10 protein-coding genes and 2 pseudogenes are annotated in these 14,231 nt (G+C 34.8%); 3 read left to right on the top strand and 9 right to left on the bottom strand.

The window, feature by feature from the left end; genetic code table 11:
* Positions 1–8: 8 nt before the first annotated feature.
* Positions 9–2,461: pseudogene (locus EAL49_RS04540) on the bottom strand (type I restriction-modification system subunit M).
* Positions 2,462–2,532: 71 nt separating this feature from the next.
* Between EAL49_RS04540 and EAL49_RS04535 the strand changes: the two are divergent.
* Positions 2,533–3,612: pseudogene (locus EAL49_RS04535) on the top strand (HsdR family type I site-specific deoxyribonuclease); the annotation flags it as partial.
* 396 nt (positions 3,613–4,008) lie between these two features.
* The gene (locus tag EAL49_RS04530; protein WP_033618672.1) at positions 4,009–5,082 is read left to right on the top strand and encodes a tyrosine-type recombinase/integrase; all 1,074 of its coding nucleotides are present in this window, start codon (positions 4,009–4,011) and stop codon (positions 5,080–5,082) included.
* 78 nt (positions 5,083–5,160) lie between these two features.
* On the opposite strand, the gene EAL49_RS04525 is transcribed toward EAL49_RS04530, so the two are convergent.
* The 8 genes from EAL49_RS04525 to EAL49_RS08255 form a co-directional block, all read right to left on the bottom strand.
* On the bottom strand, positions 5,161–5,844 hold the full coding sequence (locus tag EAL49_RS04525) for a CAAX protease (protein WP_120829220.1): 684 nt from the start codon (positions 5,842–5,844) through the stop codon (positions 5,161–5,163).
* A 72-nt stretch (positions 5,845–5,916) separates the two neighbouring features.
* On the bottom strand, positions 5,917–7,179 hold the full coding sequence (locus EAL49_RS04520) for a type IV secretion system protein (protein WP_120829218.1): 1,263 nt from the start codon (positions 7,177–7,179) through the stop codon (positions 5,917–5,919).
* Between the two features lies 1 nt (position 7,180).
* Positions 7,181–7,459, bottom strand: coding sequence for a hypothetical protein (locus EAL49_RS04515; RefSeq protein WP_000477197.1), 279 nt, complete (start codon positions 7,457–7,459; stop codon positions 7,181–7,183).
* Between the two features lie 51 nt (positions 7,460–7,510).
* Positions 7,511–8,911 (bottom strand): hypothetical protein, encoded by a 1,401-nt coding sequence (locus EAL49_RS04510; protein ID WP_120829216.1) that lies wholly within the window; start codon positions 8,909–8,911, stop codon positions 7,511–7,513.
* 9 nt (positions 8,912–8,920) lie between these two features.
* Entirely contained in the window at positions 8,921–11,116 is a 2,196-nt protein-coding gene (locus EAL49_RS04505) for a competence protein (protein ID WP_120829215.1), read from the bottom strand.
* Between the two features lie 82 nt (positions 11,117–11,198).
* On the bottom strand, positions 11,199–12,647 hold the full coding sequence (locus tag EAL49_RS04500) for a hypothetical protein (RefSeq protein ID WP_033770232.1): 1,449 nt from the start codon (positions 12,645–12,647) through the stop codon (positions 11,199–11,201).
* Positions 12,648–12,653: 6 nt separating this feature from the next.
* On the bottom strand, positions 12,654–13,670 hold the full coding sequence (locus tag EAL49_RS04495; RefSeq protein WP_120829213.1) for an ArdC-like ssDNA-binding domain-containing protein: 1,017 nt from the start codon (positions 13,668–13,670) through the stop codon (positions 12,654–12,656).
* Positions 13,663–13,809 (bottom strand): hypothetical protein, encoded by a 147-nt coding sequence (locus tag EAL49_RS08255; RefSeq protein ID WP_162973106.1) that lies wholly within the window; start codon positions 13,807–13,809, stop codon positions 13,663–13,665. The genes EAL49_RS04495 and EAL49_RS08255 overlap by 8 nt, the downstream gene beginning before the upstream one ends.
* A 169-nt stretch (positions 13,810–13,978) precedes the next feature.
* Between EAL49_RS08255 and EAL49_RS04485 the strand changes: the two genes are divergently transcribed.
* On the top strand, positions 13,979–14,231 hold a 253-nt coding region (locus tag EAL49_RS04485; protein ID WP_120829212.1), incomplete at its 3' end, for a DNA methyltransferase.

The raw sequence follows: 14,231 nt of genomic DNA, 5'->3' as shown, positions 1-14,231 counted from the left end.
GAACTCTATTACCCCATTAACCCCAAATCTTTCAAATGCTCTAAAACTTTGGATTCGCTCTCTTTGACTTCTTTGTCCAATTCTAACAAGCTGTTAGAATAGTTTGAAATGATTCCATTAAGGGCGCTAATAAAAGCGTTGGTGCGTTTTAAAATTTTGTTTTCTAGGGCGTTTTTTAGGCTCTTAAGCCATTTGTCTTTGATGATGAGATCTTTAATTTCATTTAATTTCAAGTTTTTATACTGGTGGAACGCTTTTAATTCCAGCTCCTCATGGGCTTTATTTTTCATTTTTAGCACCTTGTTTTTAGCTTCTAGCAATTCTAAAGCGGTTTTTAGGATTTTCTTATCTTCTGAATCGGTGGCGTTTTTTAGCTCTTTTTTCAAAACGCTTTCATTGATTTTCAACTCATAAAAAAGCCCCTCTTCATTAGAATGCTCTTCTATAAATTCTTCAAAATTGGCCTCTTTTTCATTAAGGGCGTTTTCTAATTCTTCTAATTCTTTTGTTTCTTTTTCAAAAAAGCGTTGTTTGATTAAATGTTTAGGGATTAGATCGCTTTTATAGTAGGTTTTTTGAATGACAAAATCCGGCTCCTCTAAATAGTTGGCTTTTTTGTTTTTGTCTTTTAGGGGGGTTAATTTCCTCAATTCTTTAGCGCTAAAAAAACCATTGAATGAAAGAAGGAACCAATCGTCTTGTAAAACTTCATTGTAGTAATCTTTAAAGAGCTGATACACGCCGTATTTGTCTAAAATTTCTATTTTTTCAAATTCGTATAAAACTTTTTGACAAACGCTCTCTATGAGGGTTTTTGGGTTAAAACCTGGCTCTAAATGATCAAAAGTTTCCAATAGTTCCAATCGGTCAAAAGCACTCAAAACAGAAGCGTGGAAAGTTTGGTATTCTAAACTTTGAGTAATGTAATCTTTAATGTTTTCGCATTCTGTTTTTAAAGCGTAATAGCCCTCTTTATCGCTCTTTTTAAACAGCGTGTTTTTAAGCTCTTTAAACACTTTAAAATAAGGGGCGTAGGCTTCAATCTCGTTTTTGGGCAAATAACTGGCCTTGTGGCTGTTGATTAAAGCGAACAAGTCTTTTTCTGATTCTTGCTTGGCGATAATGTAGCGCGGGATATTCAAGTTATAGTCGTTAGCGCTAATTTCTTCTAGGCTCACCATTTTGGAATAATAAGGGATTTCTTTTGAAGCGTTAAAAGTGTCTATCATTTTTTGGACATCTTGATCCCTTAAGCGGTTTTTATTGCCGTCTTTTTTAAAATCCTTGCTCGCATCGATCATAAAAACGCCCTTTCTGGCATGCGCGTTTTCTTTGTCTAAAACAATGACGCATGCAGGAATGGAGGTGCCATAAAAAAGATTAGGGGCTAGGCCTATCACGCCTTTATATAGCCTTTCATTAAAAGATTTTTTCTAATTACGCCTTCAGCGTTCCCCCTAAATAGCACCCCATGAGGTAAAATCACTGCCCCTTTGCCTGTGTTTTTTAAGGATTTGATGATGTGGAGCAAAAAAGCGAAATCGCCATTTTTTTCAGGGGGCGTGCCGTCTTCAAAACGATTGAAACGATCATTAATGACTTGCTTGCTTTTAGGGTCTATGCTTAGCCCATCAGTCCAATTTTTCAGGCTAAAGGGAGGGTTAGCCACAACATAATCAAAGGTTTTTAGCATGCCATTTTCAGTAGTAAAAAGGGGGTTAGAAAGGGTGCTAGAACCCCCTTTAGCAATATCAGCAGTAGCGCTATTGTGTAAGATCATATTCATTTTACAAAGGGCTGTGGTGGAAATGTCTTTTTCTTGACCATAGATAGTTAAGCCTTTTTTGCCGGCCAAACTAGAAGCTTTTAATAATAACGAACCGCTCCCGCAAGTGGGATCATAGATGCTTTTATCCTGTCTAGTGTTTTCATCAATGCCAAGCAAAAGGGATAATAAAAGCGAAACTTCGCTAGGGGTGTAAAACTGCCCTTTGGATTTACCGGATTCGCTGGCGAAATGGCGCATTAAATATTCGTATGCATCGCCTAATAAATCATCGTCTAAAGCCCCATGCGTGCCCAAACTCAAATCAGCAAAGATTTTAACCAGATTAGAAAGGGTGTCTGTCATCGCTTTACCCTCTCCAAGCTTAGTGTTATCGTTAAAATCCACGCTGTCAATCACGCCTTTTAAATCGTTTCGCTCTGCGATCTTGGCGATGATTTTATTGAGCTTGTCGCCTATTTCCTTATCGCCCTCTAAAGCGAGAATGTCTTCATAAAAACACCCTTGTGGCACTTCTATTTCACTAAAGTTATTGTTTCTGGCTTTATCGCTGATGTATTTTAAAAAAAGCAGGTTCAAAACATAGTTTTTATACTCGCTCGCATCCATTCCGCCCCTTAAACTATCCGCTCCAGCCCATAAAGAGCTATACAATTCGCTTTTTTTGATCGCCATTTTTAAATCGCCCTATTTTGTTTTTAGGATTATAATATAAAGCGGTAAAAAGCGTTCTTAAGGGGTTTATGATGAAAACAGAAAGAGAAGTTCAAAAACAAGTCATAGAAACTTTTAAAAGCATGGGCTATGCGTATTTAGGGGATTTAACAAAGAGCGATAATAAAAACATTAATAAAGAAAGCTTGAAAGCATGGCTATTTAAAAATCAAAAGATCAATGATGAAAGGTGGCATAAAATTGAGCAGAAAATCCATAACGCTTTAAAAAACGACTTATACGAAGCCAATCAAAAATTTTACGAGCTTTTAATTTATGGCGTGAGAACTAAAATAAGCTAGAATGAAAACACTCAAACGACTTATCTCATTGATTGGAAAGATGTTTCTAAGAATGAATTTAGCGTGGCTGAAGAAGTGAGCGTTAAAGGGCCAAACGCAAAACGGCCGGATGTGGTGCTTTATGTTAATGGGATCGCTTTAGGGGTGTTGGAATTAAAAAAATCCAGCGTGAGCGTGGAAAGCGGTATCAGGCAAAATTTAGACAACCAAAAGAAAGAATTTATTAGAGATTTTTTTAAAACGATCCAATTGGTTATGGCGGGCAATGAAAGTCAAGGGCTAAGATACGGCGTCATAGAAACTAAAGAAAAACACTACCTTTCTTGGAAAGAAGAGGGCGTTTTAAAAAATTTGTTTGAGACGATTGAATGCTTTTTAAACAAAGAAAGGTTTTTAGAATTTATCCATGATTTTTTGATTTTTGATAAGGGGCAAAAGAAATGCGCCAGATTCCATCAGTATTTTGCGGTTAAAAAAACGCAAGAATTTATCCAAAGAAAAGAAGGGGGGATTATCTGGCACACGCAAGGCAGCGGTAAGAGCCTTACTATGGTGTGGCTCACTAAATGGCTAAGAATAAATACCACACAGCCAAGGATTTTAATCGTTACGGACAGGAGGGAATTGGACGCTCAAATTCAAGGCGTGTTTGAAGGAATAGGTGAGCCTATTTATCGCGCAGACAGCAAGAAGGATTTGTTGGGTGCGCTGTTTGAAAATAAGGAATTTTTGGTTGGATCGCTTGTCCATAAATTTGGTGACAATGGCTTAGAAGACTTAAAAAAGCAACCTGTTTTAAAAGAATGGATTTTTTAAGTTAAATCTAATCTACAAGATAATTGGTAGCTTTATTATACCAAAAATCTATAAAACTAACCTTAAAGAATGTTTTATTTTTTCTTAAAACTCACATTCTTTTTTCTATTATTCCTTCCTTTCTTCTTTTTTTCTTTTTTTTGAAAACACTAATAGCTACATGATCTAATATCAAACAAAAACTTCTTTCCCTTTATTGCAATATAATTATGCGGAAAATTTTTTCCGATTTCTGTTTAATTATCGTATTCATGGGAACTCAAAAGTTTAAAATAGTCTTAATTTTTAGGATATTTAACGGCATTTTACTTCGTTATTGTTGTGAAAAAAGTCTCATTCTTAACCCTACAAGATAATTTTTATAGATTAAAAAATAATTAAGGGAGAAAGATGAGTAATTGTAAAATGAGTAGGGTTAGTAGGGAATTGTTTAATAATATTAAGTCATTTTTACATTATAGGCTTAAAACAATGATACGCATCCAAAGCGTGAATGATTTACAATTGGTCTTAAAATGGCAAGATAGAGTTTTAGAGTGCCAAAGTCTTATCGCATTAAAAGAACTCAACCACAAGCTTTATAATCAAGGCATTAGACATACAATTATGATGCAAGGCTTGTTTTTGTTCTTTGAATATTTTGATAATAGGATTAAGCTCAAATCCTTGCGCAATCTAGCAGAAGAACAGGTTATAGACTTCTTATTTGGATTAGCTAAAAATAGGAAGTCAAGCTCTATGGCTAAATATGTGATGTATTTAAGACAATTCTTTGACTATTTAGACAGAAAAAGAAATTATAACTTTGATTTTGAACTTAAAAATCTATCGTTTGCCAAGAAAGAAACGCATTTGCCTAAACATTTGAATAAAAATGATTTTAAGGCTTTTATCTACGCTCTTCTAAAATACCATCCCAAAACCAGCTTTGAAAAACGCAATCAGTGTATTTTACTGCTTATTGTATTAGGGGGGTTAAGGAAGTTTGAAGCCTTAGATTTGGAGCTAAAAAACATTGCTTTAGAAAATAACCACTACCGCCTTTTAATCAAAGGAAAAAACAACAAAGAGAGATACGCTTATATTGAAAAAGAGTTTTTGCAAGTTCCTCTAAATGCGTGGCTAAGCGATACTAAACGATTAAAGAGTTTTAAGGGTCGTTTTGTGTTTAAGAAAGCAAAAAACAACACCACACAAAAAACTTGCTCTTTAAAGGGCTTTATCGCTAAAATTTTTAAGCTCTCTAATATTGATGTAAAATCTTATGGATTAGGTTTGCATCTTTTTAGGCATAGTTTTGCTACTTTTATTTATGATGAAACACAGGATTTGGTTTTAACTTCAAGAGCGTTAGGGCATAGTTCTTTGCTTTCTACTAAAATCTATATCCATACCACTCAAGAACACAATAAAAAAGTAGCTCTTGTGTTAGGGGGGTTATTAAGAAATGAAAAAAACGAGTAATTTTTTAAGAAATCTTGATTTATTCTAATTTTTGAGTTATAATATTTCTACATTATAAGGGCTTCAGTAGCCCACTTTTTACAAACTACTTAAACATTCAAAATCTTTATTCCCAATGCTTTTGATCAAATCATCTAAAAACAAAGCGATTTTATTAGGCTCAATACCAACCACTAAAATTTTGTCCATTGGAATATTTTCTGTTTCTCCATTGAATGATGTGGCTATTCGTGGGCGGTTGTTCGGCTTGATTTTGAGTAAGTTTTCCCAATGATACGCGCGGTTTCTAATTGTCCATAGCAAGTTTAGGGCAATACGAGCTTTAATATAGTTGTAAAGAAGTTGTTTTTTACCTCTAATAAGCAAAGTATCCTTATTTTCGTGATAATAAGTTTTAAAACGATACGCTCTCAAATCTAACACGACCCCCTCTAACTTATAACAAAAAATAAGCCTAATCACTTTCCCTAAAGACATTTTAGATAAAACTAAAGAATGCGTGATTTCTTTTTTCTTTTCTTTTAACTCGTTGATTAAAGGGGTTAAAGCGCTTTCATCAAACACCCACCCACTCCCTTTCATTTGAGTCAAGCAATAGTCTAAAGCGTTGCGTAAATAGATCTCTAAATTAGAGATTTTAGGCGTGATAGAAGCAATGAGTTTTAAATTCTCTTGGTATTGCTCTAGGCTATCATAAGCGACTAATCTTTCTTCAGATAGAATGAGGGTAATATCATTTTTAAAATGTTGTAAATCTTGCATAATTTCTCTCAAGGTTTTTTGAAAAATTATAACTAAAAATAATTTTCAAAAATTGCCCTAAAAGGACTTTTATCATTTGCTAGCTCTATGAGACTTGGGAAGTTCAATCGTCTCCACACCCACTCTAACACCAGGATGTCCTGGCATGTCTCTCATGTTAGCCGTGGTGCTGTTTATCGTAGATTTTGTGTCTTTGTAAGCTTCTAGCGTTCTACCAAATGCTGAATGACCCACACTCTTAAGACTTCCAGCTATGACTCCAGCTCCAGCACTAGCTATTTGCACACCTTGATATATAAAGCTTTTAGCATCCGTTAGACCACCTTGTGTGCCAAAGATAGCGTTAATCATTTCGGGGACTTTTTGAATGAAAGTCAGTGAAATTCCTATTACTACAATAATGCCAAATTTAGCCACTATTTCATTGCTCCCTCCCACTTTGATTGCGTATTGTAATGCAAAAGAGTTGAATAACACTACTAGCAACAACAAAGGCATGTAAAAAGTCAATGAAATAATTTTTTTCACATAAGATACTAAAAAACCTCTAGTCTGCTGAAAAAACCCTAGCGGTAGCATGAAAATAACCAAAGACAAATAAATAATTTTTTCTAAATAAGTCATAAAAACATAACAGAAAACTTTGAATAATAAAAATAATTCTAATCCTAAAATAACTAATAATAAAACAGCTGCAATAATGGTTTCTAGCGATAGTCCATTATTAATTTTGAAGTCTTCATATAGTTTATTCAAACTCGTTAAAATTTGTCTGACATGGAATGAAATATTAGCGTTAGTGATGCTGTGGTGCGTGTCTATCTTCTTATATTCTCCTACACTATTTGTTTGATATTCCTTAACCACATTAGAAATTCCGGCATTTAGCAAGTTAGCAGGCGTGTCAAAAATTTCTGTTACATGATTTTGAAAGGCAAAACTAGAGCGACCATTACCGTTACTAGAACCATCAGATTTAAAAGCATAATGGTACAAAGAAAGGTATCCTACAAACACAAAAAGCATTAAAAAGGTTTTTATTTCAAATAAATCGTTGTTTTGATAGCGTTTAAAAGAATACAAAAGGATTAAAAGCACTCCTAAGACCATACCAAAAGGTTGGATAACACCAGCTAAAGGCTCACCAATTCCTTTCAAGATCTTACTAGAAAACGAAATAAAAAACCCAAGAATTTCACTATAAAGCCCATCTGCTTGCACAACTAAAGAATCTTGCTTGTTGGAATACAAGTAAGCACCCACTCCTATGACAGCTAAAGCACCAAGCACTAAAGGGTTAGAAAGAAAGGGCAGAGCAAGTAGTGGAGCGGCCATGTTATTTAATCTCTAACATTCTTCTATTTCTTTCACCAGCAGCTATTCTCATAGCAGCCGAGCAATCCACTTTATCGCCTCCTTTTTCAAGGCATTCGCTATCCTTTTTCAAAGCTTCTTCTATGTGGTTTTTATAATATTCTTCCCTTTCTTTCACTTGTGATAAATAATGATCATGTCGCAAATCTTCTATTTTGTATTTTATGACATCCCAAAAAACCACCAATAAAACCCCTAAAATCCCTAATAAAATCCACGAATTTAATCTGCTTTTAAACACACAAAATCCTTTTCAAAGTATTTGACTAATTTTAACATAACAACCCTTATTTCAATACGGATTAAACGACTGAATATTGTCAGAGCTTGGAGCTTCATTATTACTATTTGAATTCACGCCACTCGCCTTTCCTACACTACCATTAGGGAAACCATAAGCGTCTAATCTAGCCCTATAAACTTTTTCTATTTCTTGTTGTTTTTGTTTAAGATTTTCTTGATGCTCTTTGTCATCTTTTAAGGTATCCGTAGGAATAATGTCTTCAAAATAGCCCATTTGTTGCTTGAACGCATAGCTTTGCATTTGTGCCATTAAACCCAGCGTCTTATTCATAAAGCTCAAGTTTTGAGCGATTTCTAAAGCAGTTTCTACGCTTAATTGCTGAAATCGGTGTTTGTAGTCATTGAACACTTTAGCAGCAGCTTCACCTTTTTTACCAGCAATATCCCTACTATAATCTAAATTAAGCTCATCAAATTGCACTTTCAAACGATTAATATTGAGCATGTTGGGGATGCACTCGCTTTTGCCATTTCTGTTTTCTTTCTTGCAATAACCTTTTTTGGCATTCTCATCGTTAAACCCAAAAGTTTTAACCCCCAACTCATTATCCATTTGACTAAACGCTCTATCTTGGGAAGCCACAACAAGCTGTTTGACTTTCGCATACACATTTGAAGCGATTTGTCTTTTTAATTCTTCTTTTTCAGCTCTAAGTTTTTCATAAGCCGTATAGTCGTTATTGAGTAAAGCTAAAGTCATTTGGCTGTCTAATAATTGGATTTTTTTAGCCACTTCTAGATTGCCTTTTTGAATGCAAATGTATTCTAATAAGGCTCTGCCTCTAAGTCCAGCTCCTAAATCGTTTGCCGTGCTGATTTGAGTGTTGCCTATGGCGTTAGCAAAATCCTTTAGAGCCTTTGTGTTAGCGCTTTCTTTCCCCTTGCTCGTGAAAAATTGATGTAAATTTTTCTCTGTAGGGCTTGCATCCTGACTGACATCCCAGTTGAGCTCAGGGCATTTTTCAGAGATGCGTTTGGCTGCAATTTGATTGCGTATATCATAGTTTTGTGCATTTTCTTTGATCCTTTCAGTATTGGCTTGAACTTGTTTGGCAAAACTTTGGATTTTTTCTACATACTGCATGGAATTGGGGATACTTAAAATACTGCCTGTTAGAAATTGATTGGTTTTGTTCAAAACATCATTCGCTTTGTTGATGGAATTAAGTGTCTGATTAGCCCTATCTAATGTGTCTTGAGCGAGTTTGATCCTTTCAGTGATAGTGGATAAATGTTTAGCCCACTTGCTTTCATCCCATGCTCTTTTAGCGCCATTCCAAGCGTTCTGCGTAGGATTATCCACAATCATAGCTACAGCGTTTAAGTGGTTTAAAGCAACCACCAATAATAGAATAAGGGATTTTTTTAAAAAAGTCTTCAACGCTTTCATGTTTTATCCTTAAAAAGGCCTATAAATCAGTCTTTGAGTGCAAGAAATTTTATTATTATGCCAACTATACCAATTTTTACCAATCTTTGTGTTTTCACTCCAAATGCTGTATTGAGAGCAAAAGCCTTCACTTTGATTGAGGTAGTAATTGGACCAATCAATATAGCCTTGCGATTGTTTAAGATCATTATCCTTGTAATAACCTTGATGGATTTCTACATACTTCAAATAATCATTACTCAAATGCAATTCGTTTTTCAAAACGCTTTGAGTCCTGTTGATGGTGGTTTGAGTGGTGATAAGATTATAGGTTGTGGGGCTTTCATTATCTTGGGCTGGGCGTAAATAAGGTTGAGTGGTTTGAGTGGTAGTGGTTTTGTAAGTGGCGTTCCAATCGGTGATACTAGGATCAGTATGGAAATATTGCGGTTGGCAACGATTGACTCTATAAGGTTTTTGGCATTGTTCTTTCTCACCATAATTTTTCCTTTCTATCCTAAAATAATGGCTTGTAGTAATATCGCTTAAGACTTTGGAGCTAGACACGCCCATCACATAAGGGCTAACAACCGCACCACTTTTAATCCCTGATTCAAAATTACAAGGCGTAACTTCTACCCATTCGCCATTAAGCTTGTTATAGCTTTTTAGCATTGTAGGTCTTTTGGCTTCTAATTTAGCGTCATTGTATTCCCATTGACCGCATGCAAATTCTTGATATTGTGAGCTTAATTGGGTAGCAATCCCGCGATTTAAAATCTCTTGCTTGTTAGGGTTACTAGGATCATTGTAATATTGATCTACTATAGGCGTTAAGGTTTGGGTTTTATCGTTTTTTTCATACCTAACAATCCTGTCTTGCACCCTTGCATAATCGCTGCAAGGCACAGCGACATGGATTAAATTATCCATCCCACGAAACACGATTTCAGTTTGAAAGGTTTGCGTTTTCCCCATGCCATAACCTTTATCGCTTGTGGTTTGTAAAGCGCATTTGCTGTCATCTTTGTAAAGTTGCATGGCGTATTGAGCGCCTTGTAAATCCACACAACCACCGATATTTTGCGTTTTATTTTCCCTATCTACATAGTAGTATTGCGTTTGCTTGATAGCTTTACCGGCTTCAAAATCGTATCTATAAGCACACTTAGTGTCATCTCTTAAAGCGTTCATAGAAATACAAGAGCCATCTTTGGCGATAACATCTAGTTTCATCGTGTTATTGGGGCTTAATTCAGGCACTTTACAATACTGGCTAGAGTAATTGTTTTCTTGCGAGTTAGGATTAGTGGCGTTATTAGAACTACTGCCATTAGTTGGGCTAGTGGTGTTAGTAGGATTATTGGAATTGTTTGTGTCTCCATTACCAAAAGGAATAGGGAAAAGCCCCCCATTCCCTAAACTTCCACCACTTGAGCTACCATTATTAAAATTGTCATACCCTCCTGTGTTATTGTTAGTAGAGCCATGATTAGTGAAATTATTCTCATAACCCCCTACAGAGCCACCACTTGAAGAGCTAGAGCCATTCACCCCATCCACCCCTAACACGCCATCTGTATCAATACCACTGCCTATTGCATTATTGTTTGAAGTGTTTCCATTACTCCCATTTGCACCATTACTCCCACTGCTCCCATTTATCCCATCGTTACCATTTATCCCATAGCCATTACTTCCATTTGCGCCATCTTTACCATTGATAGCGTTATCATTGGGGCTGTTAGGGTTGTTGCTAAAAGGCGTGTTAGCATACATGGGGTCATTGGTAGCGTTAGTTTGAGAGATGTTTTCTAGCTTTTGGTATTCTTCTTTGCTAATACCTAAAATCTTAGCCACTTCTTCAGCATTCTCGCCTTTTAAAACAATAATAGTGGATTTTTTGATCTTGGCGTTAGGAGGTATTTTCAAACTGGTTTTAGCGGGGCTAGTTAAAGGAAACGATTGATTATCTCTTAAAAGACTGGTGATTTCTATATCTATGCTGTTAGTTGCATTGTTTCTAAAATAAAACCCTTGAGCTTCTGCCTTAAACACCCTCTTGCCTAACACCACCCTGCTTTCTATCGCCCCATTAGGCAAATTAGCATCAATTTCTTTAGTGGTGATAATACTCAAAGCATAAGCCGGACTAATCAAACCTAATAAAAACGCTCCTAGAATAAAGCAGAAAAATAAAAAATGGTTATATGAATAAGTTTTCATTTGTTTTTGATCCTTTATTTCAAACGCCATTTAACATTGTTTAAAAAGCTTTTGTTGGGGGATTTTTTGTGTTGATTTTTCATTAACGCTCCATTCCAACATCTTTGGATTTAGTTTTTTGTGAATACAAATAAGCACTATACTCACTAGCATTACCGGTAGCGACTTTATAGGGAGTTTTGTTATCGTAAGCTTGTGTACTAAATTTTTTGCCAACATAATTGCCATTAGCGTCCATTTGATTTTCAAACATGTCCGCTACAAGCTTGTTGTAATCGGTGTTTGAAGTTAGATCCAAATTTGAAAGCGAATGATTTTGTTTAGAGTTATTAGATTTAGTGTTAGGCTCTTTTACATTATTTTGTCCTACACTATTTTGAGTGGTGCTATTTTCATTAAAATGAGATAATTTAGAATTATTCTGCGTTAATTCTTCACTCATAGAGGCGTTTTCTTTGCCTGCTTCTTTGCTTCCAAGCTCCCATGATTTGAAAGTTCTTGCATCTATTTCATTGTTTTCTAAAGCGGTGTTCAAAACTTGTTTTTCGTTTGAATTTAAGGGCTGCAGTATTTCTTTTTCTTTTTTAGGGATTTTAAGTTTTTCAGCAATATTTTCATTAAAAATCTCCAATGAATGATTATAAGTTCTAACTAAAAAGCCTTCTGTTTTATTGATGGGCAAGTGTGCGACATTTTTTCTAATGGCATACTCAGTGGTCTTATTGATATTTTTATTGTGCAAAACCGCTTCTATCAGGCAAGCTTGTAAAAATTCCTTATGACTAGGTCTTAGATTACCTTTTTTGTTGTTGATCATCAATAAAAGCACTTGCATTTCTTCATTAGTCATGTCGTTTTTAGCTCTGTCTTTTAGAAATTTTTTAAATTCCTTATCGCTAAATCGCTTGTTAGAGCCTTTTTCTTTTTCTTTTTCATTAAAATGATTTTTAGATTCTTCAATGCGGCTTCTTAAAACGCTGACACCTAAAGAGTGGTTAAAACCTAGTGTTTCTTTTGGTTCTTTTTCCTTGCTTTCCAGTTCTTCTTCTTTTGAAGTTTCTTTTTTATCAAGAGGAATAGGATTAGATTGTAATAAACTCAAATTCTTTTTAAAAACTTTTTCAAGTTCGCCGTTTTCCTTATTATCTTCATTGTTTTGCAATTCAATTTCTCTTTTTTGCTCTCTAATAGGAGTAATCTCTTGTTTTTCTAATTTTTCTAAAGAGCCAGTGAATGCGTCTAATAATTCGCTTGAGTTTTCATCATTGTCAAGGCTGGGATCATAATCTCTATTGGTTTGATAAAATTCTAGCTGCTCTTTAAAGGAAAGACTGTTTAGCTCTTGCATGAATTCTTTGACTAACTCGTTATCTTGGGCTTTTATCATCTCATTTTTATTTTTAGCGAAAGCCAAATCTTTCATAAAGGCTTTCATCATGTCTTTAGACTTATCATTAGAACCAAACATCTCATACCAATACAGAAAAATGCTTTTAAGGTCTTTTAAGTTTTTTCTTGCTTTGTCTATCATGATAAGTTACCTTTCAATACTACTAGAAGCTTTATTTTTCTTTTGATAATAGCTTTGAGATTGAGAGTGCGTTTGGGTTTGTTGCTTTGTTTCATTTGCTAATTGATTGTATTTTTCATTTTTAAGCAGAGTGTAGCTACGAATTCTTTCCAATAAAGCTTCATTCCTGTTATCTGGAGACAAATCTCTATGCAAATCTTCATAAATAATGTTTGTCTTGTCTCTTTTTTCTTGCGAATAATCTTTTTGATGGAAGAGCCTAGTCTTATAGGCATAGTTTGAGAGCTTGTCCAAGTTTAAAGGTTTGATTTTTTCCTCATTGATGCTTGGAAACATTTCTACATTATAAACAAACTTGAATTGCACTTGGGGTTCAATGTATTTGTAAGCAGGTTTGAACACCTTTTGGCCATTTTCAATGACAGCAAACTGCTTGTGTTTAGGTTTTTTAGTGTTTTTATCAATCACTAATTCGCCATTATTATCCACTAAAAGCACAGGCTCTTTGTTTTTGATAAACATCAAACGAACAGGCGAGATTTCTTTATTTTGAGTGGCTTTAAAAATCGCATCTCTTTCTTCTTTGCTCGCTCCAAGCATTTTAGCTTCCTCTAAACTCACCCATGCATTACTTTTAAATCCTAATCGGTTTTTTTCCATATCTAAAAGCATGTCGTTAAGATTGCAATAAGGTTCGCCATTTAAAGCGTTATGCCCTCTTTCTTTGTTGGCCACTATTTCAGGCTTGTCCCAAAAAGGCGAGTTTTTTTCTTTCAAACCTTGAACAATCCTTGTTTTAAGATAATTGATTTGACCTAATTTAGCTTTAAGTAAAGCTTCTTTGCTTTCTGAATTCTCTTGGGTTGATTGGGTTTTTTGCACTTTAGATTCTTCTGGATTGTGTGAATAGTGTGAATCTTGTGGTGGTTCTTGCTTAAGACCTCCCCTTTCTAATAAGATGTTTTGCAAATAGTTAATCATGCTATTGATTTGTTCATCGCTTAAGTTGTTAAGATTATTCATCTTCTTCTTCCTTGTAGGTTAGATTAGCAAAATCTCTTTGAGCGATGTATTCTTCGTGTTGGGTTTCTATGCTCAATTCATCGCAAAACCCAGCTCTATAGAAAGCGTCTTGTTCTAGTGTGTTTTCATTTTCTTGCATAATAGTTCCTTAAAAATATTGATGAGAAAAAACTTGCCATAAGTAAGGTAAATGAAAAAAGGCGCATGGATTTTAAAAAATGCCCTAATTTTGAAAAAAATGTGTGTTTCTTTATTTCTTAAATCTAGTTTTACTTATACTTATTGAAATCTACTCTAAAGGACTACGCATGCAAAAAAAGAAAGCTAAAAACCCACAACCGAATTTATTTAGCGTCTTAGATAATGGCAATATTGCAACAAATAATCCTACTAAAGAATCAGACAAGATCAATGCAATACAAGATCCACTCCCCTATGTTGTGAAAACGCAAATCAATAAAGCAAGCATGATTTCTAGAGATCCTATTGAATGGGCAAAGTATTTAAGCTTTGAAAAACGAATATATAAGGATAATAGTAAAGAAGATGTCAATTTCTTTG

It is taken from the genome of Helicobacter pylori (assembly GCF_003637665.1).
GTDB classification, from domain to species: domain Bacteria; phylum Campylobacterota; class Campylobacteria; order Campylobacterales; family Helicobacteraceae; genus Helicobacter; species Helicobacter pylori_CK.
Note: the sequence above shows the minus strand (reverse complement) of the source record. Positions and strands in the feature narration are given on the sequence as shown.